At 72.1% G+C, this 24,443-nt stretch carries 23 protein-coding genes and 1 pseudogene; 11 read left to right on the forward strand and 13 right to left on the reverse strand.

The genetic code is table 11. The features are described 5' to 3' along the window. Positions 1–85: 85 nt before the first annotated feature. On the reverse strand, positions 86–826 hold the full coding sequence (locus tag CC117_RS21610) for a maleylpyruvate isomerase family mycothiol-dependent enzyme (RefSeq protein ID WP_071086996.1): 741 nt from the start codon (positions 824–826) through the stop codon (positions 86–88). Between the two features lie 140 nt (positions 827–966). Continuing rightward, a complete protein-coding gene (locus tag CC117_RS21615; protein WP_071086998.1) occupies positions 967–1,824 on the reverse strand; it encodes a metallophosphoesterase family protein in 858 nt (285 codons plus the stop codon). 104 nt (positions 1,825–1,928) lie between these two features. Between CC117_RS21615 and CC117_RS21620 the strand changes: the two genes are divergently transcribed. Beyond that, positions 1,929–2,567, forward strand: a complete 639-nt coding sequence (locus CC117_RS21620) for a dTMP kinase (protein ID WP_071087000.1) — start codon at positions 1,929–1,931, stop codon at positions 2,565–2,567. Positions 2,568–2,724: 157 nt separating this feature from the next. Here the strand turns inward: CC117_RS21620 and CC117_RS40610 are convergent, their stop codons facing one another. The 4 genes and pseudogenes from CC117_RS40610 to CC117_RS21635 all read right to left on the reverse strand — a co-directional run bounded on the left by CC117_RS40610 (position 2,725) and on the right by CC117_RS21635 (position 5,780). Beyond that, positions 2,725–2,937 carry a helix-turn-helix transcriptional regulator gene (locus CC117_RS40610; protein ID WP_407673571.1) on the reverse strand — a complete coding sequence of 71 codons (213 nt, stop codon included), beginning with the start codon at positions 2,935–2,937 and terminating at the stop codon, positions 2,725–2,727. Between the two features lie 69 nt (positions 2,938–3,006). Then, positions 3,007–3,267, reverse strand: a pseudogene (locus CC117_RS40615) (transcriptional regulator); the annotation flags it as partial. Continuing rightward, entirely contained in the window at positions 3,267–3,821 is a 555-nt protein-coding gene (locus tag CC117_RS21630) for a hypothetical protein (RefSeq protein ID WP_241830305.1), read from the reverse strand. The pseudogene CC117_RS40615 and the gene CC117_RS21630, both read right to left, overlap by 1 nt. 243 nt (positions 3,822–4,064) lie before the next feature. After that, positions 4,065–5,780: an alpha/beta hydrolase gene (locus CC117_RS21635; protein ID WP_071087004.1), complete on the reverse strand. Its 1,716-nt coding sequence runs from the start codon at positions 5,778–5,780 to the stop codon at positions 4,065–4,067. A 532-nt stretch (positions 5,781–6,312) separates the two neighbouring features. Here CC117_RS21635 and CC117_RS21640 point away from each other — a divergent pair. Next, on the forward strand, positions 6,313–7,593 hold the full coding sequence (locus CC117_RS21640) for an IS110 family RNA-guided transposase (RefSeq protein ID WP_198541935.1): 1,281 nt from the start codon (positions 6,313–6,315) through the stop codon (positions 7,591–7,593). Between the two features lie 22 nt (positions 7,594–7,615). Here CC117_RS21640 and CC117_RS21645 read toward each other — a convergent pair whose 3' ends face one another. Together CC117_RS21645 and CC117_RS21650 are read right to left on the reverse strand one after the other, a co-directional pair. Next, a complete protein-coding gene (locus tag CC117_RS21645) occupies positions 7,616–8,071 on the reverse strand; it encodes a DUF3592 domain-containing protein (RefSeq protein WP_131803115.1) in 456 nt (151 codons plus the stop codon). A 485-nt stretch (positions 8,072–8,556) separates the two neighbouring features. Beyond that, positions 8,557–8,919, reverse strand: a complete 363-nt coding sequence (locus CC117_RS21650; RefSeq protein ID WP_198541936.1) for a VOC family protein — start codon at positions 8,917–8,919, stop codon at positions 8,557–8,559. 595 nt (positions 8,920–9,514) lie between these two features. Here CC117_RS21650 and CC117_RS21655 point away from each other — a divergent pair. Then, positions 9,515–9,934: a nuclear transport factor 2 family protein gene (locus CC117_RS21655; RefSeq protein WP_071087010.1), complete on the forward strand. Its 420-nt coding sequence runs from the start codon at positions 9,515–9,517 to the stop codon at positions 9,932–9,934. Between the two features lie 501 nt (positions 9,935–10,435). Further along, positions 10,436–10,660: a hypothetical protein gene (locus CC117_RS21660; RefSeq protein ID WP_071087012.1), complete on the forward strand. Its 225-nt coding sequence runs from the start codon at positions 10,436–10,438 to the stop codon at positions 10,658–10,660. A gap of 238 nt (positions 10,661–10,898) precedes the next feature. Here the strand turns inward: CC117_RS21660 and CC117_RS21665 are convergent, their stop codons facing one another. The 3 genes from CC117_RS21665 to CC117_RS21675 form a co-directional block, all read right to left on the reverse strand. Next, positions 10,899–11,636, reverse strand: a complete 738-nt coding sequence (locus tag CC117_RS21665; protein ID WP_084132551.1) for an IclR family transcriptional regulator — start codon at positions 11,634–11,636, stop codon at positions 10,899–10,901. A gap of 47 nt (positions 11,637–11,683) precedes the next feature. After that, positions 11,684–13,336, reverse strand: a complete 1,653-nt coding sequence (gene aceB, locus CC117_RS21670; protein WP_084132538.1) for a malate synthase A — start codon at positions 13,334–13,336, stop codon at positions 11,684–11,686. Between the two features lie 166 nt (positions 13,337–13,502). Then, a complete protein-coding gene (locus CC117_RS21675; protein ID WP_084132539.1) occupies positions 13,503–15,014 on the reverse strand; it encodes an MFS transporter in 1,512 nt (503 codons plus the stop codon). 166 nt (positions 15,015–15,180) lie between these two features. On the opposite strand from CC117_RS21675, the gene CC117_RS37515 reads away from it, so the two are divergent. The 4 genes from CC117_RS37515 to CC117_RS21690 all read left to right on the forward strand — a co-directional run bounded on the left by CC117_RS37515 (position 15,181) and on the right by CC117_RS21690 (position 19,260). Beyond that, entirely contained in the window at positions 15,181–15,354 is a 174-nt protein-coding gene (locus CC117_RS37515; RefSeq protein ID WP_157905438.1) for a hypothetical protein, read from the forward strand. Between the two features lie 305 nt (positions 15,355–15,659). Next, the gene (fabG, locus tag CC117_RS21680) at positions 15,660–16,421 is read left to right on the forward strand and encodes a 3-oxoacyl-ACP reductase FabG (RefSeq protein ID WP_071087016.1); all 762 of its coding nucleotides are present in this window, start codon (positions 15,660–15,662) and stop codon (positions 16,419–16,421) included. A gap of 218 nt (positions 16,422–16,639) precedes the next feature. Continuing rightward, positions 16,640–17,854, forward strand: coding sequence for a magnesium/cobalt transporter CorA (gene corA, locus CC117_RS21685; protein WP_071087018.1), 1,215 nt, complete (start codon positions 16,640–16,642; stop codon positions 17,852–17,854). Between the two features lie 128 nt (positions 17,855–17,982). Next, positions 17,983–19,260 carry a sensor domain-containing phosphodiesterase gene (locus CC117_RS21690; protein ID WP_071087020.1) on the forward strand — a complete coding sequence of 426 codons (1,278 nt, stop codon included), beginning with the start codon at positions 17,983–17,985 and terminating at the stop codon, positions 19,258–19,260. Here CC117_RS21690 and CC117_RS21695 read toward each other — a convergent pair. Further along, complete coding sequence (locus CC117_RS21695; RefSeq protein ID WP_241830306.1) at positions 19,220–20,896, reverse strand: hypothetical protein; 1,677 nt, start codon at positions 20,894–20,896, stop codon at positions 19,220–19,222. The two genes, CC117_RS21690 and CC117_RS21695, sit on opposite strands and share 41 nt — an antisense overlap. A gap of 48 nt (positions 20,897–20,944) precedes the next feature. Next, entirely contained in the window at positions 20,945–21,565 is a 621-nt protein-coding gene (locus CC117_RS21700; protein WP_071087022.1) for a TetR/AcrR family transcriptional regulator, read from the reverse strand. A gap of 113 nt (positions 21,566–21,678) precedes the next feature. Between CC117_RS21700 and CC117_RS21705 the strand changes: the two genes are divergently transcribed. From CC117_RS21705 to CC117_RS21715, 3 genes are read left to right on the forward strand one after another with little or no spacing between them, the layout of a single operon-like run. Beyond that, the gene (locus CC117_RS21705) at positions 21,679–22,689 is read left to right on the forward strand and encodes an ATP-binding cassette domain-containing protein (protein ID WP_071087098.1); all 1,011 of its coding nucleotides are present in this window, start codon (positions 21,679–21,681) and stop codon (positions 22,687–22,689) included. Further along, entirely contained in the window at positions 22,689–23,534 is an 846-nt protein-coding gene (locus tag CC117_RS21710) for an ABC transporter permease (RefSeq protein WP_071087024.1), read from the forward strand. Before CC117_RS21705 ends, CC117_RS21710 begins: the two co-directional genes overlap by 1 nt. A gap of 55 nt (positions 23,535–23,589) precedes the next feature. Then, on the forward strand, positions 23,590–24,360 hold the full coding sequence (locus CC117_RS21715; RefSeq protein ID WP_071087026.1) for a Clp protease N-terminal domain-containing protein: 771 nt from the start codon (positions 23,590–23,592) through the stop codon (positions 24,358–24,360). Positions 24,361–24,443: the final 83 nt, after the last annotated feature.

Here is a 24,443-nt window from a genome sequence, read left to right on the forward strand (position 1 = left end):
CTGTACGGCGCCCGAGCCCGGTAGCAACGCGCGGTGGCTGCGCTACTGGCTGAGCCCCGCAGCCCCACAGCGTGCTGTCGGATGGTCAGAAGCTGGTGTTCGCGAGCCAGTGTGTCCAGCGCTCCTGCTCGCCGAGGACCTCCAGCCGGCCGTCACCGCCAGGGATCCGGCGCAGCAGCGCGAGCAGCAGGTCGGCGGCTGCGCCGCGCACCGCCACGTCGCCCTTCTCATGAGCGTGCTCCCAACCGATCCCGTCCACGCCGCCGCGGATCGCCCACTCCCCTTCGAGGCCGAGACCCTCGTCGGTGGCATGCAGGTGGACAGTGGCCCCGTCCGGAAGCATCGCGGCGCCGGGCCGCGCGGCGAGCAGGCCGAGCCACTCCGAGATCCCGTCAGCGGCGAACGCCGCCTCAAGCGGGTGCTCGACGCCCAGCGCGAACGCGGCGTCGACACGGTGGATCATCGCCTCGTGCATCCGCCGCCGGACCCACCAGCGCGCCGGCCGCGGGCCGGTGAACGTCCAGACCGGCACGTCCGGATCGACGGCGACTGCTTCCAGCAGCAGCCGCGGGCTCTCCTGAAGCCAGGCGAGCGCGTCGCCGCGGTCCGCCGGCGGCCTGCCGCCCTCGATCGTGCGCGGGTCGAGAACCGCGGTGGCCCGGGTCCGGATCATCACGGCCGCCCACCGGTCAGTGCCCCCGACGTGGCGTACGAGCTGGGCCAGATCCCAGCCCGGGCAGGTCGGGACAGGCATTGACAGGTCGGCCTCGCCGAGCAGATCGACGAGGAGCCGGTTCTGCACCAGAAGGCCAGCGGCGTAGTCCACAGCCGGACCATAACGTTCCTCGATCCGCCGCGACCAACGGTCAGCCGCCTCGGGGTGCCGGTAAGAGTCGAGGGATCTGCATCCAGGGTCGTCTGTCGGCTCTGCTCACAGCCCTGCCCGCGCGTACCGGTCGTCGTGCATCACCCGATACGGACCACTTCCGGAAGCTGGTACACGGCGAATGGAGCGCCGATGACCGGCGCGGCCACGTTACGGACCTCTGTGCCGGCGGGCGTTACGCCGACTTCGGTCCCGTAATGCGCGTGGCCGTGCAAGGCCAGCCTCACCTGGCGCTCGCCTGGGACCAGATGGTGCGGTGGGCCGCCGCCCATCTCGTCGTTCGGCGTACCGGTCGTATGGAGGTCTTCTGTCTTGTGTTCCGCCCAGGACGTGGGTTCGCCGTCGATCGCCGCGCCGAGCAGGTGGCTGCCCAGGAACGGGTACAGCTCCAACGGCTCGCCCGCAAGGGTGTCGCGGGTCGGCGCGTAATGCGTGAGCGCCACCTGCAGGTCAACGTCAAGCTGCCCCAGCGCGTGCCGCAATGCCTGCCGCAATGCCTGCCGCAATGCCTGCGCGGTCGTCGCGGCGTGGCGAGCGAACGCCTTCATCTCCTCTTCACAATGCTTGGCCACCGTGTAGCCGGCGAAACCTCCACCGAATCCCTTGACGCCGGCGATCCCGACCTTTCCCCCAGCAGTGTCGACGACCGTTGCGGTCCCCTCCAGCACGGTCACGCCGGCATCGGTCAACATCTCGGCAAACGCCGTTTCCTCGCCGCGATCGTAGTCGTGATTGCCGAGAACGGCGATCACTGGCAGATCCAGCCCACCGAACAGATCGCACACCTCCGCGGCGGAATCGGTCCCGCCGTCCTGGGTGAGGTCGCCGGCGAGAAGGAGGATGTCGGCCACCTCGACCGCGCGCCGATACACCGGCCGCAGTCGGGCCGCAGCCCCAGGCCTAGCATGCAGATCTCCGACAGCTGCGATTCGAACCATGGCCCGATCTTCCTTGAAGCTTGCCCGCAGAACAGCCGACTCCGCGCGGCTGATCGGGGAGGAGCACCCGGACACCGTGGCGGCCGGACATCTACGCTTGTCGGGTGCGACGCCGGCCGATCATCGCTCTGCTCGGGGTGGATGGGTCGGGCAAGACGACCCAGGCCAGACAACTCGCGGCCTGGTTGAACGGGCAGGGCGTGCCGGCCCGCTACTTCGAGAACGCCGGCGGTCGCCCGATCTGGGATGCGCTGGCGCGCCTGCTCGGCCGCACAGACGGGCAGGCGCTGTTCGGTCGCCGCGCCTACGTCGTGGTCGAGGCCTCCCTGCGCTGGGTGGCGGTCAGCCGGGCGCTCGCGTTGTCCTGGCTGACCGGCCGCGTCGCGGTGATGGACCGCTACGCCTATTGTCAGTATGCGGTCATGCGTGCCCGCGGCGACCGTGGCGAACGTCGAGTGCGTGCCGCGTTCCACCGGTTCCCCGCGCCTGACCTGGTCTGCTATCTGTCCGTCCCGGCCGGGCTCGCGCAGCAGCGGGTGGAGCAGCGTGGACGCGACCGTGAGGAACTCGACTACCTCGTCGCCTTCGACGAGGCATACCGCTCCCTACCGGAGGCATCGTCGTTCGCCGTTGTCCCGGCCGAGGGGGCATACGAGGAGGTCCAGACGGCCTTGCGGACGACCGTCCTACCGGTACTCGACCGGTTCCGGGTGGACGGCGGGCCGCGGTCCAGGCCCAACTGAGGCCTCGCCGACCTCGCCGGGCTCCACCCCGACCTGACGGGCCACGTACTCGACGGCTTCGTCCGGCAGCTCGGCCCGCCCCGCGGGAACACCGGCCCAGCTGGGTGAAGAACGTCACCAGCAGCGCCGCTGTGGGGCGGCCGGGCGGCCCGGCCGATCAGGCCTCGGGGCCGGTGGCCTGGGGGAGGAAGAACAGGTCCTCGATCCGGCGCCCGAACACGGCGGCGATCCTGAACKCCAGGGACAGGCTCGGGTCGAAGCGGCCCGTTTCGATGGCGTTGACCGTCTGCCTGGACACGTCGAGGCGGTCGGCCAGGTCCGCCTGGCTCCAGCGCCGCGCGGCCCGCAGCTCACGTAGCCGGTTCCGCAGCGGATCCGCCGTTTCCTGAAGATCAGTGCGGCGATCCGGATCGGCATGCTCCCCGGCGATGACCTCTCTCAGTGCGGCGACGTGGGCACCCAGAGCGGCCCGGCCCGGCACTGTCAGCGAGATCCACGTGGTCCGGCGACCGCCGTGAACTCCTTTGCGGCTCGTGACATAGCCGAGCGACGCGAGGGCGCCCACGTGTTTGGAAAGCACCGAGTCACTGACCTCGAGGCTGTCGCGAATGGTGGAGAACTCTGCTTCGGACACCGCGGTCAGCATGGTCATCAGCCTCAGCCGGGCCGGTGCGTGCAGGTTGGTGTCCAGCTCGGGCATCAGCGGCCGACCAGCACCAGCAGCGCCAGCGCGGCCAGCGCCAGGGCGGAGATGACCACCAGCCACCCGGCCGACTCGGCACGAGCGTGCCCCGCCGGGTCTCCTCGGTAGAGGCGCAGCCAACGTCGGCCGCTCAACGTGTAGGCCAGTCCCCCAGCACACGCGCAGACAGCCACCAGCCACCACAGGCCGGCGAGGGCGGCCCAGAACGCGGCGCCCAGAGCCAACGCGTACGAGGTCGCCGCAGCCCGCCCCGTTCCGAGCACGACCCGGCTCGTGAGCCCCGCGATCCGCACTCCGTTGAGCCGCCGGAACCGGAACAGCTGGATGCCCGCCGTCAGGGCGAACGCGGCGGCGCCGGCGATCGCCAGCAGTCGGGTCCAGCCTGTGTCGAAGGCGACCTCGACGGCGGCCGTGGCGATCTGGGCAGCCGCTGTCACGCCGATCGAGCTGTAGAAGAAGGACGGCAGCCCGAGGCCGCCGGCCAGCTGTGCCCGCGAGGTCTCCGCCTCGGCCAGGGCAGCCGCAGCATCGTCGGGGGTGGGCAGCGCCATCATATTTTCCATGTTGGAAAGTGTGACCCGAACTTTCCAACATGGCAAGTCCACCTACCGGGCCCCGACGCTCCACCCCTCTGCCAGGTACCGGCCATGCACCAGGTGCCGACCATGATCAATATGGGTCACATCGACATGTCAACATTGTTGATTATCTTGATGACGTCGAACCGGCCTGCGCCCTGCTGCCCGGTGCTCCGCCGCCACCTGGCCTCCCGGCTCGCCGGGAGGCCAGGTGGACTACTCCGGTGGTGACCCAGGCGGGGCCGGAGGGCGGGAGCAGGTCAGGTCGGCGCGCGGCAGACGTCCGTCGCGCAGGTAGGCACCGACCGCGTCGTCCACGCAGGGGCTGCGCCCCCCGGACACGCCATGCACCCGCGCACCGCGCAACGTCACCAGCCGCGAGGCGGTCAGCGCCCGGTGCAACGCCACACTGCCCGCATAGGGCGTCCGGTTGTCCAGCTCCGCGGCGACCACCAGCGCCGGGACGTCGCCGGTGACCCGGGTCGGCGGCTCCAACGGGCGCACCGGCCAGAACGAGCATGGCGTGATGTTCCAGATCGCCGTGGCGACGTGGGGCTGCGCCTCGCGGTGCCGGCGGATGTCGGCCAGGTAGTCACCGGCGATCCGCGAGGCGGGTACATCCCCGCACATCACGGCGAGCTGCGCGCTCTGCAGAGCGCTGATCAACCCCGCCCCTCCCCCGGCGACATCCCCGCCCGCACGCTCGGCCCGGTCGGCCCGTGGGTGGATCAGGCCGGTCAGCTCGGTCAGGTCGGGACCGCCGGTCGCGACTCCGGCGAGGAACTCGTCGAGGTACGGGTTCGCCGCGGGCGTGCGGCCGTCCGCGGCGTCGGCGAACGCCCGGATCCCCAGCGCCAGCACCTCGGCGGCCTGCTCGCCGTCCTCCACCAGGGCGGCCATGAGCAGGCCCGGCAGGCCGGACGCGTCGTAGGGGAACCCGTCCACGGTCAGCGGGCGGCGAGCAGCCACCTCGTAGATCCGGTCGACCGTGCGCAGCACCTCCTCGACGGTGGCCCCGAGGGCGAACTGGGCGTCGTGGCCGGCAGCCCAGGCAGCCCAGTCCCGCAGCGCCGCCTCCAGCAGGTCCCYGGTGCCGCGCAGCAGCCGAGGACTGTAGGTTGCGGGATCCACCGCGCTGTCGAGCACGAACCGGTCGACCCGGTCGGGGAACATCTGCATGTACACCGCACCCAGGTACGTGCCGTACGAATAGCCGAGGTAGGACGTCGTCGGCTCCCCCAGCACGGCCCGGACGATGTCCATGTCGCGCGCGGTGTTGCGGGTCGAGGCGAACGGCAGGACGTCGGCGTGCGCCGCGCACGCCTGCGCGACCGCGGCCTGTGTGGCCGCGACCCGTTCGAAGCTGTCCTGGTCGGGCCCGCCGCCGCGCACCCAGTCCCGGTTCAGCACCGGCCCGCAGTCCAGCGCCTCGCTGCGGCCGACGAACCGCGGATCCATCCCGATCAGGTCGAAGCCGCCGGCCACCGGGCCGAGCCGCCCCCGGATCTCGGGCAGCAGGTCCGCGACGCTGCCACCGGGCCCACCCAGGTTGATCATCAACGGCCCACGGCGGGCCTCCTGGTCGGCCGCCCGGATCCGGGAGACCCCCAGGGTGAGCGTCCGGCCGGCCGGGTTGGTGTAGTCGAGGGGGACGGTGACCTCGGCGCACTGCGCGCTGGCCGCGTCCAGGCCGGCGCCGGCGGCGTCGTTCGGACCGATCTGACAGTCATGCCAGCGCACCGGCTGGGTCTCGAACGGCGCGAGCGCGGGGTTCAGGCTGGCCACCGGCGGTCCGGTCGCCCCGGTCGCCGCCGGCGCTGCGGTGAGCGCCACCGCAGCGGCACCGAGGATCGCCGCGGCACCCAGCGCCACCCCGCGCACCGGTGCGGTGCCGCGGGTACCCCCGGCGGCGCCCGCGGCGCGACGTCTCACACGGCCTCGCCCCGAGGGATACGGGAGGGCACCCGGCGTGCCCGGCCGACTGTTGGTTGGCCCGTTGTCGGGTCTGTCGAGTCTCATCGCCCGTCAGGATCGGTCTGGATGACTTACTCCCCCGAGGTCCCGGGAAACCCGGCGTTTCTACGATCAGCCCGACACGAACACATCTTTCAAGATCACATGCGAATGGGGACCGGTCGGTGGCCTGACGCCTGTGCCTATCAGGGCTGATCAAGGCCTCAAGCAAAACCGTGCGCCGTGCTGACGGCCGGTCTCCGTTCCCACCGCCAGGGTGCCTGTATGGAGCAGTCGGGGCGGTGTGGTCTGGTGCTCGTGGTTCCGGAGCCCGCCCGCGTGGATCCACCCCTGTTCGTGCAGATCAGAGCCCTGTCGAGCTCTCCAAGTCGAAGACCGGGGGCCGCGCGGGTCGCTGGGGTCACGAACGGCTCATCGGATGTCGCGCCACCGAGCGCTGCCATGAGAGTGCCGCGTGCCCTGCCCGGGGCCTACCGGGCCTGACTGCCGAATGAGAAGGGAGAGGCACGGGGTGAAGGTGTTCTGCGGGATCGACTGGTCCGAACGCCACCATGACGTCGCCGTGGTCGACGAGACCGGGACGCTGGTAGCGCGGGCGAGAATCGGCGACAACGCCGACGGGTTCGCCCGGCTGCTCGAGCTGCTCGGCGCCGCCGGCGACAGCCCCGAGGCGCTGGTGTCGGTGGCGTTGGAGACCCCACGCGGGCTGCTGGTCGCGGCCCTGCGGGCGACGGGACGGCCGGTGTATGCGATCAATCCGATGGCCGCGGCCCGCTACCGCGACCGCCATTCCGTGGCCCGGGCTAAGTCCGGCCACGCCGACGCGGTGATGCTCGCGAACATCCTGCGCACCGACGCGCCCGCGCACCGGACCCTGCCCGTCGACAGCGAGGCCGCGCAGGCGGTGGGGGTGTTGGCCCGGGCGCAGCAGGACGCGGTCTGGCACCGCACCCGCATTGCCAACGAACTGCGCTCCCTGCTCCGCGAGTACTACCCGGCCTTCCTGTCCCTGTTCGCCGGCAAGCCCTCCGGGGTCGCCGACCCGGTCGCCCGCGCGGTCCTGGCCGTCGCCCCGACGCCGGCGGTGGCGAGCCGCTGCTCGCGGCCGCGGTTCACCGTGGCGCTGCGCCGCGCGGGCCGCCAACGCGGGATCGCCGGATCAGTGGAAACGATCCGGGGATCAGTGGAAACGATCCGGGCCGGGCTGCGGGCACCGGCGCTGCACCAGCCCGCCGCGGTGGAGGAGACCTTCGGCCGCCAGGCGCTCGCGCTGCTGGGCATCCTCGATGCGGACTGCCGGGCCGCCGACGACCTCGCCGACGCCACCCGGACCGCGTTCGCCGCCCACCCCGACCATCAGGTCATCACCAGCTTCCCCGGCCTCGGGGACCTCCTCGGTGCCCGGGTCCTCGCCGAGATCGGCGACGACCGCACCCGCTTCCCTGAGGCCCGTAACCTCAAGGCCTACGCCGGCTCCAGCCCGGTCACCCGCGCCTCCGGACGCAGCCGCACCGTCGTCCACCGCCGGGTCAAAAACCAGCGGCTGGCCGCCACCGGGCATCTGTGGGCCTTCGGCGCCCTGACCAGCTCGGCCGGGGCACGGGCCCACTACGACCGGCGCCGCGGCGGCGGGGACCGGCACAACGCCGCCAGCCGCCACCTGTTCAACCGGCCCCTCGGCACCCTGCACCACTGCCTCACCACCGGCCAGATCTACGACGAAACCCGTGCCTTTCCACCGGGCCCACCCGCGCGGATCGCGGCGGGGTGACCCTGCCACTCTCCGCAGGAGATCACGTTGGCGGTGTCGCCTCGATACGCTGTTTCCGTCGGCTTGCCTTCCGGTACTCCCAGACGCCACCTGCGGTGAAGAAGACACCAGCCGCAGCGGGAAGCACCACCTGCAGGTAGTAGGGGTCGATGTCCACCGGCTGGACCGTCTGTGGATCCTGCGGGTCGTATACGACGCCGAGGTGATCACCGACGCTTCCACGCCCTGGAGAGGTCATCAGCTCTGCGACAACGATCCGGCCAGCGGCGGTGGTGAACCGAACCACGTACACCGGGTGGGTATCGCCGTTACGGATCTTGACGATCTCCCCGGTCCCGGTCACACCACGGGTGGCAAGGGCGTACTCGAAAAAGAAAACGGCAGCGGCGATGATGAAGAACACCGCGGCGCAGACCAGCAGCGCCCCCACGCGGACTCTCACCACCTGCCTCCCCTCACACCCGGCAGCCACCGACACGCCGCGGCTATCCGGCTGTAGATGGCTCACGCTCGACATCAGCTTGACGTCATAGCCCCATCGGATGTCTTGCTACCGCCAGATCAGCTGCCACCCCGCAACGATCATGTCAGACGTACCAGCATGAGGTGCATGGTGACGGAGTCTGGGTCCACTCGGGTACAGGCCACAGCACGCTGACCAGCCGCTGTGCATCCCGCGCCCGTACCCACTAAGCGGGTACACGGACGGGCTCTCCGTCGGGCCCGCGGACAGGTACACCCACAGGCCGGGCAGGTGCTGTCACTGTAGGGATCGGGGACAGATGGCCACTCGCCGTGACGGTTGGCCAGTAGATGGCCACCGGCCGGGATAGTTGGCCAATCTGCGGGAGGCGCCGGGTGATGCCGGTCCGGAGCGATTCTGCCGTCGTCTCTGCCGTCGTCGCGGGCGGCGGAGGGCCGGCGCGCGAGGTCGGAGGCTCTCCGGTTGAAGGGCTCGGGTGGTCAGCCGGTGACCAGGCAGAAAGGGTGACCGGCCGGGTCCAGGAGCACCCGCCACCGGTCGCCGCCGGGCTGGTGATCCGGTCTGACCGCGCCGAGTCCCAGCGCCAGCTTCTCCGCCGCGTCAAGGTCTTCGACCCCGAGATCCAGGTGGAACTGCTGCGGCACAACCTGGTCGGGCCATCGCGGCGCCCGGTATCCGTCGACCCGCTGGAAACCCAGGTCACAGCCGGAACCGCCGGTCAGGGCGACGAACCCGTCGGCGTTGTACCCGAGCTCCATGCCTGTCATCTCTTGGTAGAACCGGGCCAGCGCCCGCGGATCGGCACAGTCCAGGGTCACGCCTCGCAGCGTGGCGATCGGCATCGTCCACTCCTCCTCATCCATGTCCGCGGGCCCGCACAGCGGCCCGCAGGTCGCCACCCAACCGCACTGTGGTGGCTCGGCTCCACTCATTTTCGGACCGGACAGCGCTCGTCCCGGGCAGCGGTCGTGCGCGCCGTCGCGCCACCCTTGCGCAAGAACCCGTAGATCGAGTTCGCCAGCGACGCCTCACCGCCGAACCGGGTCACCGGACGTCACGGTGACGGCGAGACCGCCGTCGCAGGGATGAATCATCCGACACCGAAGTGGCCAACAAGGCAGGAGCCGGCCAGTTGCCGAGTGGCCAACAAAGCCATCTCGGCAGTTCAGACTGGCCAACTAGGCCCGATCCCTACACAGGCTGTAGCGATCGGGGGTAGATGGCCACCCGTCGTGATGGTTGACCAGTAGATGGTCAACAGCCGGGATAGTTGGCCAGCCTGCGGGAAGCGCCGGGAGATGCCGGTAGCAGGCCGACGAAGGAGTTGACCTCAAGCGGACTTGAACTCTTAGCCTGACCGTCGCAGGGCCAAGCGGTCTTATCGGCCCCACACCTTATCAACGACGGCCGTTCGGCGCAGGAGCACTAAGGAGCACCGTGCCTCATCTGAGGGACATCAACGACCGAGCAGAACTTGCCGCCCTGGCCAGTCAGCTTGGGCGCTGGCTGGACACCGGCGACGACAAGGAGGGGCGCGCGATCTTCCACGAGGACGCCATCATCCACAGCGCTCGCGGCGGCGCCACGGGGATCGACGACATACTCGAGTATTCGCGGCGCACCAGCGACGACAACGAAAATTCTCAGCATCTGATCACCGACGTGCTCGTCGAGCTTGACGGGGACCGCGCCACTATGMCGGCGAACGAGCTTGTCGCGTACTTCCCGTCGAGACAGGTCTTTCCCCCGCTCTTGAGGCTCGTCGGCCTGCGTTTCGCGTTCCAGGCGCTCCGCACCCAAGACGGGTGGCGGCTCACCCGCGTTGAGGTCACACCGCTCTGGCGGCAGGAGGCATGACCGCGCTCCCGATCAGACCCGTCCACCTGGCCGGGTTCACGGCCTCCGACGTCCGCGGGCACGCTCATGGGCCAATCGCCGCATTGGCCAACAACGGCCGCGTCCGGCGGCGCTGGCACTGGCCAACAACCGCGGCATGCCAGCTCGGAGTGGCCAGGTAGATCCGTTCCCTACAGTCACTGTCCGCGCGTGAAGCGGGGGTCAGGTCGGGTCAGCCGGGTCCTCGTCCCCACCACCACCCCAACCCGAGGCCCCCGGCGATCACCAGCCGGGGGCCTCGCTCATACCCGGGCCCGCGCCGGCCGGTACCCGCGATCCCACCGGATCGCCTCCCAGCACGACCCACCAGGGCCCGCGATTTTGGGTCCAAATTGCCTTGCCGCACCAGATGATCATCGGCTGGTCCGGCAAAACCCGCCATGAGGTGGTGTCTGACAGTCCAACCACGCGCTACCGTGCCGGCAAGATCGCAGAGAGACACAGAGAGACACGGGGAACGACATGCGACTCATCCGCAAGATCGTCGCCATGCTTGCCGTGAGCGTTGCGGCCATGGTCATGTTGGCCGGCCCGGCGTCAGCCAACCAGTGGGTGTTCGTGGCCAGCTACTCCGGCCGCATAACGTGCGTGACCCATGGCTACACCCTGACGAGCACTGGAGAGGCACGCGCGACCACCTGCATCCAGCTCGCGCCCGGCTACTGGGAATTGTGGAAGTTCGTGTAGGCCACACCAACAACCACCATCAGATGATCATGGTGGATGCCAGTCAACTGCGGGACTTCTGGTAGATCGGGTTCGTGTTGATCGCGACGTCCGCGGCTGCCTCGTGCTGCTCACCGACCACTGACCCGCACGGGCTTGGCGGAGGATCCTGTACCGATCACGCTCGGACCCCGACTTGACGCCGTAACCCCATCGGATGTCTTGCTATCGGTCGTGACGGGAAGGGCCGGCGGCGGGATCAGCGGCGTAGCAGGTGGTCGCCGCAGGCGGCGGCGACGGGGAGCAGACGCGCGGCGAGGTCCGCGACGGCGCCGGCGGCGATCCGGGAGGCGGGGCCGGACACCGACAGCGCGGCCGGCGCCCGGCCGGACAGGTCGGTCAGGGGAAAGGCCACACAGCGCACACCGGGCTCCTCCTCGCCGTCGTCCGTCGCGTAGCCCCGGGCGCGGACGGCGGCGAGTTCGGCGGTGAACTGGTCCGGGTCGGTGATCGTGGTCGCGGTACGCCGGGGCAGCCCGGTGCGCTCGAGCAGCTCCCGCACGGCCGGCCCGGGCAGGTGGGCGAGCATCGCCTTGCCCACGCCGGTGCTGTGCGCGGGGGCCCGGTTGCCGACCTCGGTGAACATGCGCAGCCGGTGCGGCGAGGCGACCTGCGCGACGTACACGACCTGGTCGGCTTCCAGGACGGCGAGGTTCGCGGTCTCCCCCGACACCGCCACCGCCTCCCGCAGGTAGGGCTGCGCGCCGGTGGCGAGCAGACTCTGCGCGGCGTTGCCCAGCCCGATCAGGCGGGCGCCCGGGGCGTAGCGGCGGTCGGCGTCCTGGCGTACCCAGCCGCGTTCGTGCAGCGCGCGCAGCAGTCGGTGCACGGTGGGCTGTGGCAGGCCGGTGGCACGGGCGAGATCGGCCAGCCCGGCGCCGTCACCGGAGGCGGCCAGCAGCTCGACCAGCGCCAGTGCGCGGTCGACCGACTGCACCGCCCCCGTCCCCGCCGCGTTACCGGCCGGCGGAGCCGGCCGGTCGGTCAAGGCATCCGCTGGTAGGCGGGCACGGTGAGGAACTCGACGAAGTCGTCGGCGAGCGCGACCTCGACGAACAGCGCCCGCGCCCGTTCGAACCCGTCGGCGTCGTACTGCTCCCCCAGCCCGCTGCGCAGAACGTCGAGTTCCTCGGCGACGACCTTCTCGACCAGCTCCCGGGTCACCGGCACACCGGTCGGGCCGGCGCCGACCGAAGGGTCGACACCGGCGACCGGCTCGACGTCCACCAGCACGATGCCGTTGTGCAGCCACTGCCAGATCTGGGAGCGGGCGATCTCCGCGGTGGCCGCGTCCTCCATCAGGTTGAAGATCGCGACCGCGCCGGAGCCGGCGAGCCAGGCGCGCAGGTACTGCAGGGCCACGCTGACGTTGTTGCGCAGGCCGGCCAGGGTCGGGGAGCCCGGGGTGGTGGTGAGATCGATCAGCGCGGCGGCGTCGACGGCGACGTCCTCACGGGTGCGCTCGAGCTGGTGGGGGCGTTCGCCGAGCACGCCGTCGAACACCTCGCGGCAGACGGGCACCAGGTCGGGGTGCGCGACCCAGGAGCCGTCGAAGCCGATGCCGGCCTCGCGGGTCTTGTCCTCGCGGACCTTGGCCAGCGCGGTGGCGTTGACCTCCGGGTCACGCCGGCTGGGGATGAACGCGGCCATGCCGCCGATGGCGTGGGCGCCGCGCCGGTGGCAGGTGCGCACGAGCAGCTCCGCGTAGGCGGTCATGAAGGGCGCGGCCATCGTGACGGCGTTGCGGTCGGGCAGGGTGAACGCCGGCCCGCGGTCGCGGAACTTCTTGATGATGCTGAACAGGTAGTCCCAGCGGCCGGCGTTGAGCCCGCCGCAGTGCTCCCGCAGCTCGTAGAGGATCTCCTCCATCTCGTAGGCGGCGAGGATCGTCTCGATGAGCACGGTGGCGCGGATGGCTCCGCGGCCGAAGCCGAGCGTGTCCTCGGTGTGGGTGAAGATGTCGTTCCACAGCCGCGCCTCGAGGTGGCTCTCGGTCTTCGGCAGGTAGTAGTAGGGCCCGGATCCGGCGTCGAGCTGGCGGCGGCCGCAGTGCACGGCGTAGAGGGCGAAGTCGACGAGGGCACCGGCGACCGGTTCACCGTCGACCCGCAGGTGCTTCTCGTCGAGGTGCCAGCCGCGGGGCCGCACGACGATCGTTGTGGCGGTGGCTCCGAGGGTGTAGGCCCTGCCCTCGGGGCTGGTGAAGTCGATGGTGCGGTCGAGGGCGTCACGCAGGTTGCGCTGCCCGCTGATCATGTTCTCCCACAGCGGGGTGTTGGCGTCCTCGAAGTCGGCCAGCCAGACCTTGGCGCCGGAGTTGAGCGCGTTGATGGTCATCTTGCGGTCGGTCGGCCCGGTGATCTCGACCCGGCGGTCGACGAGGCCCGGCGCGGGCGGCGCGACCCGCCACTGCCCCTCGCGGATGTGCCTGGTGGCGGGCAGGAAGTCCGGGTCGGTGCCGTCGGAGAGCTCCCGCTGCCGCTCGACGCGACGAACGAGGAGGTCGCGGCGGGCCGCGCCGAAGCGTCGGTGCAGGTCGGCGACGAGGGTCAGCGCGGCCGGGGTGAGGATCTCGGCGGCACCGGGAACGTCCGGCTGGACGATCTCGACTCCGGGCGGGGTCTGCGTATCGGCCACGGCGGCTCTCCATTCACGGCTCCGACGACTCACGGCACCCACGACGGACCCCCAGGCCTTCCGATGGACGGAAGTGGTGGTCCGGATGGCGGAATTCTATCCCGGCAGGCGCCGCCGCCTGGCCAGATCTGTCCGCCCTCCGGGCCGACAGGGGGACGTCGACGCATCAGAGGTGGGTCGCGGCGTCGGTGACCGGCGGCGGCGCGTCGATGCCGCAGTGTCGGCACGGCGCGGCCGGCGGCGCCGGCATCGCGGTGGGACGTACCCGGGCCGGGTTGCGGATTCCGAGCCAGGCCAGCAGGCCACCGCAGGCACACAGCGCCGCCGCGATCCACAGCGCGGTCCGGTAGCCGCTGGCGAACCTGCTCGCGTCCAGGTAGACGTCGCCGGTGAGACCGGCGGCTGCCGGCAGCACCGCGACCGCGAGCAGCTGCGCGGTACGGGCGACGTCGTTGTTGACCGCCGAGGCGATGCCGGCATGCTCGACGGGTGCCGCGCCGAGGGCCGTCGACGTCAGCGGCGCGACGACCGTGGCCAGCCCCAGCCCGAGCACGAGGACTCCGGGCAGGACGTCGAGCCGGTACCCGCCGTCGCCGGCGGCGCGGGTGAGTAGCGCGAACCCGGCGGCGGCGACGATCGGCCCCACCGTCATCTGCGCCCGCGGGCCGATGCGCTCCGCGAGTGCGCCCGAGCGTGCGGACAGGGCGAGCATGATGATCGTCAGGGGCAGCAACGCCGTGCCCGCCGCCAGGGGCGAGTACCCGCCGACCTGCTGAAGCTGCAGGGGCAGCAGGAACAGCGCCCCGCCCAGGGAGGCGTAGACCACGAACGTCACCAGGTTGGCAGCACAGAACTGCCGGGACCTGAACAGGTCGAGGTCCAGCATCGGCGTTGCCACCCGCCGCTCGACCACGGCGAACCCGGCGAGCAGCAGGACCCCGATCACCAGGCCGCCGAGCACGGCTGGGGACCCCCACCCGGCGTCCGGCCCTTCGATCAGCCCGTAGGAGAGCCCCACCAGTCCGCCGGTCACGAGCACCGCACCGGCCAGATCCACCCGGCCCGCCGCATCCGCGGCGGTCGACTCGGGCACATGCCGCGCCGCGATGATGATCACGGCGGCGACGAGGGGCAGGTTGACGAAGAAGACCAGCCGCCAGGAGAGCGTCTCGACCAGCCAGCCGCCGAGGAACGGGCCGACCGCCGTGGCGACTCCGGACAGGCCCGACCAGGCCCCGATCGCGCGTGCCCGGTCCCCCGGGTCGAACGAGGCCTGGAGCAGGGCGAGACTACCCGGCGTGAGCAGCGCGGCACCGATCCCCTGCAGCGCCCGCGCCGCCACCAGCGCCGGGGCGGTGGGAGCGATCCCGCAGAGCAGCGACGCCACCGCGAACCAGCCGGCGCCGATCAGGAACACCCGCCGCCGACCGTAGCGGTCTCCGAGTGCCCCGCCGACCAGCAGAAACCCGGCCAGCGTGACCGCGTAGGCGGTGACGACCCACTGCAGCGAGGCCAGGTCGGCGCCGAAGTCACGGCCGATCGACGGCAGGGCCACCCCGACCGCGGTCGCGTCGATGGCGGCGATCCCCGACCCGAGGACGGTCGCGAGCAGCACCCAGCGCCCGCGCGCCGTCGACATCCGAAGGCCGGTCTGCTGCGGCTTCCCGGCAGCGGCCACGCCAGCACCCTACGTGGCGAGGCGCCGCCGGAGCTGCCGACGGCCTCGCCGCGCAGGCCGCCCCCGGTCCACGGACGTGCTGCTACCCACCTTTCCCGACGTCACCGTGGGTTTTCCTCGTACCGTCACCAGTGCCCCCTCGGCTCCGAGGAGGCACTTCTGATGCATGACGAAGGGCATAACCATGGCGGACGTGTCAGTACGATTGCCCGCGGATGGCGGCGCCGAGGTCGTTCTGAATCTGTCCGTCCTGCAGGCGATGCGGCTGATCGAGTCCATCACGAGCAGGGTCGCGGACGTGATGGCCGCACCCGGGCGGGCCGGAACCGGCGCGCGCTGAGCGGGAGCGCGTAGAACGGAAGCGCGTAGAACGGGCGTGGCGCACGGCCCCGACAGCGGTCCTCCGCGGTGGCGAGGGGCGGCCACTCCCCGCGTGCGGCGCCGCTGCCGGTGGATCGCGAGGACGAAGGGATCCGGACCGGTGGCGTCGGGCGCAGCCACCCGGTTGACTTTAGGCGCCGGGTGCCCCTACGCCCGGTGTCGGCAGCAGCGCGACGGGTGGCCATCGGCCGCTCGGGTGCCGCGCTCGCCGACCGTCACCGTCACGCCGCCCGGCGTGGCCCTGTCCTGTAAGGAGCCGGTCCCGTGCCCGAGTCCTCATCCCGCGTCGCGATTGTCACCGGAGGCGCCCGCGGCATCGGCGCCGCCATCGCGCAGCGTCTGGCCACGGACGGCCTCGCGGTGGCCGTGCTCGACCTGGAGGAGTCGGCGGCGAAGGGCACCGCCGACGCGATCGCCGCCGCCGGAGGGAAGGCCCTCGCCGTGGGTGCCGACGTCTCCGACTCCGCAGCGGTCGACGCCGCCGTCAGCCGGATCGCCGCCGAGCTGGGCGCGCCGACCGTGCTGGTCAACAACGCCGGCATCACCCGCGACAACCTGCTGTTCAAGCTCACCGAGAGCGACTGGGACGCGGTCATGGGCGTCCACCTGCGTGGCTCGTTCCTGATGGCGAAGGCCACGCAGAAGTACATGGTCGAGGCGAAGTGGGGCCGGATCGTCAACCTGTCCAGCATCTCCGCGCTGGGTAACCGCGGCCAGGCGAACTACGCGGCGGCCAAGGCCGGCCTGCAGGGCTTCACGAAGACCCTCGCGATCGAGCTGGGCAAGTTCGGTGTCACCGTGAACTGTGTCGCGCCGGGCTTCATCGTCAGTGAGATGACCCGCGCGACCGCGCAGCGCATCGGTGTCGCCTGGGAGGACTACCTGGCCGCGGCCGCGGAGAAGATCCCGGTGGCCCGTCCGGGCGAGGTCGAGGACATCGCGAACGCGGTGTCGTTCTTCGCCGCCGAGAACGCCGGCTTCGTCTCCGGGCAGATCCTCTACGTCGCCGGCGGCCCGAAGGCCTGACCGCCGCGAAGGTCGCGAACGTCGCGACGCCGGTCACCGATGCCGGCGTCGTCCGCCCGTACCCCGCAGGACGCCCCGCCGAGGCGCCGCCGCGCACCGTCGCCGGGGCCCGCGCCCCGCCGGGTGCCGTGACCCCGGCACCCGGCGGGGTGCGGGCCGGTCGCCGCCGTCCGCAAGGATGGACGGGGGCCCGTAAGGCGCGGGCGGGAACGGAGCGGGTGCATCGTGCGGAAGCGGACGTCGTGACCGGTATCGCGGGCGGCGGGTCGGGCGGTGGCCGTCCTGGCCGGGAGCCCGACCACGGGCACGGGCACGGAGAGGACCACGACGGCGGATCGCTGCGGGACCTGCTCGCCGGCGCGCTCGCCCGCCCGGTGTCGCTGGTGCGGACCCGACCCAAGCGGCCTCCTCGGCTGACCGAGGAGCAGCTGCACTCCGGGAGGGTCGTCGCCTGCCACGTGTACGCCGAGGGCAGGCGGGTGCCCGACGGGTCGAACCTGCTGACCGCGGCGAACATCGCCCGCCGCCAGCACGGCGCGTTCGCGTGGCTGGGCCTGTTCGAACCCAGCGACACCGAGCTGGCGTCGATCGCCGAGATCTACGGCCTGCCCCCGCTGGCCGTCGAGGATGCGGTCGTGGCCCACCAGCGCCCCAAGATCGAACTGTACGGAAGCACACTGTTCATGGTCCTCAAGACCGCCTGCTACGTGGAGCACGACGAGCTGACCGCCGACACCGAGGTCGTCGTCACCGGCGAGGTGATGGTGTTCATCGGCAACGACTTCGTGGTGACGGTGCGGCACGGCAACCACGGTGCGCTGGAGAAACTGCGGGCCGATCTCGAGGGACGGCCCGAGATGCTCCAGCACGGGCCGTCCGCGGTGCTGCACGCGGTGTGCGACGGGATCGTCGACAACTACCTGGACCTCGTCGAGCGCCTGGACGCCGACGTGGACGCCGCCGAGGCCTCGGTGTTCGAACGGTCGGCGCGGCCGTCGGTGGAGAAGCTCTACCAGCTCAAGCGGGAGGTGCTGGAGTTCAAGCACGCCGTCGCCCCGCTGAACAACCCGCTGCGCATGCTCTCCGACACGGCCCTGCCCATGATCGACCCGCATGTGCGTGACCACTTCCGGGACGTCTTCGACCACCTGGTGCAGGTCACCCAGCGGATCGCCCACCTCGACGAGCTGCTCTCGTCGATCCTGCAGGCGACGCTGACACAGGTGACGATCTCCCAGAACGAGGACATGCGCAAGATCAGCGCCTGGGTGGCGATCGGCGCGGTGCCGACCGCGCTGGCCGGCATCTAYGGCATGAACTTCGACCACATGCCGGAGCTGCGCCAGGTCTGGGGCTACCCGGCGGTGCTGCTCCTGATGGCCACCATCTGCCTGTCGCTGCACCGGGCGTTCCGTCGCAACGGGTGGCTGTGACCTGACCTGGTGTGTGTGCACGCCCATCGCGGGCATGCCCCTGGGAGACACCATCCCGCCGTCCGGGCCAGACCCTCCGGGGCAGCTCGGAGCAGCGGGATGCGAGAGGAACTCGAGGGGGTGCCGCGATGGCGTGTGCCGCGTTACCGCTGGGCCCGCCGCGGTCTCTGGGCCCGGAGTCCGAGGCGATCGAGGCCGATCCGTCGGTGACCGACCTGCTCGGGGTGCTGCGCCGCCACCTCGGAATGGAACTCGCCTTCCTGGGCCGCCTCGACGAGCAGTGGCTCGTCCTGCAGGTACTGGACGGTGACGCGGCGGCGTTCGGGGTTCGGGCGGGCAGCACGATCCGCCGGGAGGCCGCCGTGCACCCCCAGGTGCTAGGCCACGAAGAGCCGGTCATCATCCCGGACGCGGGCCGCGACGAGCGGCTCGGGCGCACCGGCATGGTCGACACCCTGGGCGTCGGCTCCTACGCCGCCGCGCTGGTCTTCGACAACGACGCGGACGTCTACGGTCTCGTCGGCTGCCTCGGCCGCGAGCCGCACCCTCGGCTGCGCCCCCGCGACGGCCGGTTCGTCGGCCTGCTCGCCGCGTTTCTCAGCGACGCGGTCATCGACCTGCGCCGGGTGTGGGAGTCCCGCAGCCGGGCCTCACGGATCGTCAGCGACCTCATCGACGCCGGCGGCCCGGACATCGTCTACCAGCCGGTGGTCGACCTGCGCGACGGCACCGTCGCCGCGGTGGAGGCGTTGTCGCGGTTCCCGGGCTCGGCCAGCGACCCCGAGGGCTGGTACGCGGTCGCCGGGCAGGTCGGGCTGGGCACGGAGCTCGAGCTGGCCGCGATCCGCCACGCGCTGACGGCGCTCCGCGAGCTCCCCCCGCCGATCGCGCTGGCGCTGAACACCTCCCCGGCCACGATCGCCTCCGGCCTGCTGGGGCTGCTCGGGACGTCCCGCACCTGTCACCGGCTCATCGTGGAGATCACCGAACACGAGCAGTTCAGCACCGACCCGGCGGCCGCCCGCGGCATCGCGGCGCTGCGTGCCCTGGGCGCCCGCATCGCCGTCGACGACATGGGCACCGGCTACGCCGGGCTGGAGCAGCTCATCCGCATCCGCCCCGAGCTCGTCAAACTCGACTACATGATCACCCATGCGGTGGACGTCGACCCCGCCCGCCAGGCCGTGGCGGCGGCGATCGTGAGCGTCGCCCGGGAGATCGGCAGCCAGGTGATCGCCGAGGGCATCGAGACCGCGGCCGAGCTGCGGGCCGTCCGTGAGATCGGGATCGGCTACGGCCAGGGCTTCCTGCTCGGCCGCCCGACGGCCAGCCTGCGCRCCGCCTGCTCCCCCGCCGCCGCGTCCCTCAGGACGGCCTGCCCGCGGGCAGGGCCATCATCCGGGTGAGCAGCCCGGCCACGAACACCGTGTGGCGGTGCAGCAGCGCCCGGTCGAGCTTGTCGAGGTTGCCGCCCGGCGCCACCTGCAGCAGATAGGTCGGTCCGGTGATCATGCCGATCGTGGGCAGGCCCAGCCGGTAGGGGAACGTGCCCTCCCCGTACAGGCCGTTCTGGAACGGCTTCTGGATGCCGACCCGGGTCAGCCCGGCGCGTTCGACCTCCTCCTCGGCGAGGCGGCGCAGGGTCTCGCTGTGGCCGACGGCGACGGCCACCGGTTCGCTGCGTCCGGTGGGCCGGTAGGGCGCGGTGCCGCCCTGGTCGTCCCAGCCGAGGGCGCCGAGGTGCTCGGCGGCCAGCGCCATGTCCACCTCGGCGAGGATCTCGGGATGCTCGCGCAGCCAGGCGTCGGGTTTGACCGTCGCGGCGTCCGCCGCCATGTGCGTGGGTGAGAACAGGAAGAGCAGGTCCCGGGCCCGGGAGGCGGCCGGGTAGCGGCTCAGGTACTCGGCCAGGGCAAGCAGCGCCGGGCCGCCGTTCTCCTCCAGGGCGTTCTGCCCGTCGGTGTGGGTGGTGACGAGGACGGCCCGGGGCCGTTCCCCGGCCGGGCCGGTGGCGGCGGCGCCGGTGGCGGTGGCGGCGTGGGCACCGGGCAGGCGGGCCAGCAGGTAGTCGACAGTGGTCTCGCGTCGGCTGGCTGTCAGGACGAGCGTGGCCGTCGCCGGGCCGCGGGCGAGGATCTCCCGCAGCCGGGCGCCCTGCTCGCGGTCGAGCCGCAGCGCCGGCAGGCCGGCGTGCTCCTGCTGGTGCGGGGTGTACTGGCCGGCGGCCAGCTCGGGGGTCTGATCGACGATCTCGATCATCGCGGCGGCGCCGTGGGCACGGGCCAGCGGCAGGCTCGGCGGCGGGGGCACGCCCAGCCAGACCCGGGAGTAGTCCTCCTGGGCGAAGTCCGCGCGTGCCTGCGGCGGCAGGACGGTGTAGGCCAGGTCGGCGAGCACGGACGCCGTCAGCCGGGTGATCGGCGCGTCGACGACGACGATCGCCCCGCCGAGCCCGCCCGCCGCGCCCGCCCCGGCGGCACCGGCGGCACCGGCGGCCTGGTAGGCGGCCTCGTCGCCGGCGCCGGCGTCGAGCAGCCGGCCGGTGACGCCGGCCGGGCCGGTCTCCCCGGAGCGCGGCCGGTAGGAGGCCACCGGGATCGACCGGGTGACGCCCTCGGCGTCGGTGACCCGCAGGGACCACGAGCGGGCCAGCCACTCCGCCAGGCGGGCGGGGTGGCGGGTGACGGTCAGCCCGTAGCCGCGGAGCTGCCGGTCGAGGTCGTCGATGAACTCGCGGTGCGCCGGGGAGCCGGGCAGGCGCGGGCCGGCCGCGTTCATCCGTTCGACCCAGCCCCACAGCGTGTCGACGTCCACCAGGTCCCGCGCGGTGACGGGGCCCGGGGAGCCGGTCAGCGGCGGGCGCGCACCGGGGCCGTCGCCGCCGCGCGCCGCCGCTGCGGCCGGGCCACCGCCGGCGGTGGTGGAGTCGTCGCAGCCGGCGCCCAGGCCGCCGGCCGCGGCCAGGGCCCCGGTGGCGGTCAGGCGCAGCGTCGTGTCCAGGAAGCCGCGGCGGCTGGCGGGCGGCCGGTGCGGTGTGCTCATGGTCACGATCATCGCAGGCGGGCCGGTCACCCGCCGCCGGTCACGCGCTCACTCCCCGCCGGCGGGCGGACCGCCCGTGGCGCGGCCCGGGGCGGCGACCAGGTCACCGACGGCGGCACGCACCATCCGGCCGAGGTCATCGTCGCCGATCCCGGCGAACACCTCGGCCCCGAACAGGAACCCGCCCGCGATCGCGCCCAGGGCGCAGGTCAGCCGCACCCGCACCTCGATCGGGACGGCCTCGTCGGCGAGGATCAGCCGCAGCCGTTCCTGCAGGTCGGCGTGGTCGCCGTTGTCGTGGTGCGGTGCCAGCCGCTCCAGCGCGCTGTGGTTGCGCAGGTGGAAGAGGATCAGCGTCCGGTGCGCCAGGATCGTGGAGACGATCAGGTCGAACGCGGCCGGCCAGCGGTCCGGATCGGTCAGGTCGGCCTCGAGGTCCTCGTACCCGGCCCGGCCGAGGTCGTGCAGGCGCAGGTGCAGGGCCAGCAGGATGTCGTCCTTGCTGGAGAAGTGGTAGTACAGGGCCGCCTTCGTGAAGTTCATCCGCTGCGCGATCTCGCGCAGCGACACGGCCTCGTAGCCGGCGTGGGTGAACAGCTCCAGGGCCACGTCGAGGATCCGTTCGCGGGTGCTCTTCTCGCCTTCGACGGGGGCGGGCGGTCTGGGCATGATCCTGAACCTACTTGACGGGACTCGGCGATGTTGCTTACCTTGCGGCAGGTAAGCAACATCTTACCTGCCGGCAAGTTATCGAAGAAGCGGAGCTTCCCGTGGGCGACACCATGATCGAGGCCGTCGGCCTCACGAAACGCTACGGCGACACCCAGGCACTGGCGGGGGTCGACCTGAGCGTTCCCGCGGGCACGGTCCTCGGCGTCCTCGGCCCGAACGGGGCGGGCAAGAGCACCGCGGTGCGCATCCTGACCACCCTCGCCCGCCCCGACGCCGGGCACGCCGCCGTCGCCGGGTTCGACGTCGTCACCCAGGCGGGCGAGGTCCGGCGCCGCATCGGCGTGACGGCGCAGGACGCGACACTCGACCTGGCGCTGACCGGCCGGCACAACCTGCGGATGGTGGCCGAGCTCAGCGGGCTGCGCCGGCGGCCCGCCGCCGACCGCGCCGACGAGCTGCTGGAGCGCTTCGACCTCACCGATGCCGCCGACCGGGTGGTGAAGGGCTACTCCGGCGGCATGCGCCGCCGTCTGGACCTCGCGGCCAGTCTGGTGGRCCGGCCGGCCGTGCTCTTCCTCGACGAGCCGACCACCGGGCTCGACCCGACCAGCCGGGCGCGGATGTGGGAGGTGGTCCGCGAGCTCGTCGCGGCCGGCACGACGATCCTGCTGACCACCCAGTACCTGGAGGAGGTCGACACCCTCGCCGACCGCATCGCCGTGATCGACCACGGCCGGGTCGTCGCCCGCGGTACCGCCCGGGAGCTGAAGGCCGCGACCGGCGGGCACCGCCTGGAGGTCACCCTCAGCCACCCGCACACCGACGCGGCCGCCGCACTCGGTCGGCTCGTCGAGGGCCGGGTCGACGTCGGCGGCGACGGCCGGCACCTGCGCGGGGCGGTCCGGGCCGGGGCCGGGGTGGCCACCGAGGTCATCCGGGCGCTGGACGCCGTCGGCGCCCTCGTCGACGACGTCGTCGTGCACCCGCCGTCGCTCGACGACGTCTTCTTCGCCCTCACCGGGACACCCACCCCGGGCACCGGTGCGGGCGGCGACGGACGGGCCGGTGACACCGACCGCGAAGGGTCCGACCGCGCCGGCGACCCGGTGGGGGTGGCCTGATGTCCACGCTCACCGTGGCCCGCCCGGCCGCCGGTGGCGCCGGCACGGGCCCCGTCCGCGGGGCGGCGCGGGACGTCGCCGTGCTGACCCGGCGCAACCTCGTGCACGTCGCCCGCGAGCCGCTGGCGCTGTCCGACATCACCGTGCAGCCGGTGCTGTTCACGCTGTTGTTCGTCTACGTCCTCGGTAGCGGGGTGTCCGTCACCGGCGGCTCCTACCAGGACTTCGCCATCCCCGGGCTGATCGCGCTGAACCTCACCACCTCGGCGATGGGCACCGCGGTCGGGCTCAGCAACGACCTGCGCACCGGAGCCGTCGACCGGTTCCGCACCCTGCCGATCTGGCGGGCCGCCGTGCTGGTCGGCCGCTCGCTGTCCGACCTGCTCGCGGCGCTGGTCTGCATGTCGATCGTGCTGCTCACCGGGCTCGCGATCGGCTGGCGGCCGGACACCTCACCGGCCCGGTTCGTCGCCGCGCTCGCGCTGCCGCTGCTGTTCAGCTACGCGCTGGCCTGGGCGACCGCCTGCCTCGGACTGGTCAGCCAGGGGGCGGAAAGCGCCCAGTCCGTCGCGCTGGTCGTGCTGTTCCCGCTGGCGATCGTCTCCAACGCGATGGTGCCCACCGCGGGCATGCCGGCGGTGGTGCGCGCGATCGCCGAGTGGAACCCGGTCAGCGCGCTGACGGCAGCCATGCGGGAGCTGTTCGGCAACCCGAACCCGTCCGCCGCCTCGGACGCCTGGCCGATGCAGCACCCCGTCGTCGCCGCCCTGCTCTGGTCGGCGGCGATCCTCGCGGTGACAGCTCCGCTGGCGGTCACCCTCTACCGCCGCCGCACCACCGACTGACACAGCGTCAACCCTAGGTTGACGAGACCTGCATCGTCAACCTAGGGTTGACGGCATGAGTTCCGTGGACCCCACCACCCTGACCAACGACGTCCGCCTCGACGACCTCATCGCCGCGATCAAGAAGACCCACAGCGACGCCCTCAACCAGCTCTCCGGCGCCGTCCTGGTCGCCGACCACCTCGGCGACGTCGCCGACCACCTCATCGGCCACTTCGTCGACCAGGCCCGCCGCTCCGGGGCGTCCTGGACGGAGATCGGCCGCAGCATGGGCGTGACGAAGCAGGCCGCGCAGAAGCGGTTCGTGCCCCGGGAGCCCGGCGAGCCGTCCAGCCTCGACCCCTCGCAGGGCTTCAACCGCTACACCCCACGGGCCCGCAACGCCGTGATCGCCGCCCAGAACGCGGCCCGCGCCGCCGGCAACGCCGAGATCACTCCCGGTCACCTCATCCTCGGCCTGCTCGCCGACCCCACCGGCCTCGGCGCAGCCATKATCGCCTCCCAGGGCGTGGCCCACGACACCGTGCGCGCGGCCGTCACCGCCGCCCTGCCACCGCGCGCCGACGACCTGCCCGCCCTGGTGCCGTTCGACGCCGCCGCCAAGAAGGCTCTCGAGCTCACCTTCCGCGAGGCGCTGCGGCTGGACCACAACTTCGTCGGCACCGAGCACGTCCTGCTGGCCCTGCTGGAAGTGGAGGACGGCGCAGGCCCGCTGACCACCCTGGGCATCACCAAGACCGCCACGGAGGCCCGGATCCGCGAAGCCCTCGCCAGCATCACACCCCCGGCCGCCCCCACCGAGCAGAGCGGCGACAACGAGCAGTGATACCGACGTTGGCCGGTGATCACGGCAGTGACAGTGACACCCAGCCGACTACGCGACACGCACGGCGATGTCTCGGCGTAGTT

The sequence above is a fragment of the Parafrankia colletiae genome (genome assembly GCF_001854655.1).
GTDB classification, from domain to species: domain Bacteria; phylum Actinomycetota; class Actinomycetes; order Frankiales; family Frankiaceae; genus Parafrankia; species Parafrankia colletiae.

What these genes read in the sequence shown, in the direction of transcription:
- CC117_RS21650 (WP_198541936.1), bottom strand. Translation starts at nt 8,919, where the DNA reads ATGCCGATCGCCACGCTGCGAGGCGTGACCCTGGACTGTGCCGATCCG.
- CC117_RS21660 (WP_071087012.1), top strand. Translation starts at nt 10,436, where the DNA reads ATGCGACTCATCCGCAAGATCGTCGCCATGCTTGCCGTGAGCGTTGCG.
- CC117_RS37515 (WP_157905438.1), top strand. Translation starts at nt 15,181, where the DNA reads ATGACGAAGGGCATAACCATGGCGGACGTGTCAGTACGATTGCCCGCG.
- CC117_RS21710 (WP_071087024.1), top strand. Translation starts at nt 22,689, where the DNA reads ATGTCCACGCTCACCGTGGCCCGCCCGGCCGCCGGTGGCGCCGGCACG.
- CC117_RS21700 (WP_071087022.1), bottom strand. Translation starts at nt 21,565, where the DNA reads ATGCCCAGACCGCCCGCCCCCGTCGAAGGCGAGAAGAGCACCCGCGAA.
- CC117_RS21695 (WP_241830306.1), bottom strand. Translation starts at nt 20,896, where the DNA reads ATGAGCACACCGCACCGGCCGCCCGCCAGCCGCCGCGGCTTCCTGGAC.
- CC117_RS21640 (WP_198541935.1), top strand. Translation starts at nt 6,313, where the DNA reads ATGAGAAGGGAGAGGCACGGGGTGAAGGTGTTCTGCGGGATCGACTGG.
- CC117_RS21630 (WP_241830305.1), bottom strand. Translation starts at nt 3,821, where the DNA reads ATGGCGCTGCCCACCCCCGACGATGCTGCGGCTGCCCTGGCCGAGGCG.
- CC117_RS21615 (WP_071086998.1), bottom strand. Translation starts at nt 1,824, where the DNA reads ATGGTTCGAATCGCAGCTGTCGGAGATCTGCATGCTAGGCCTGGGGCT.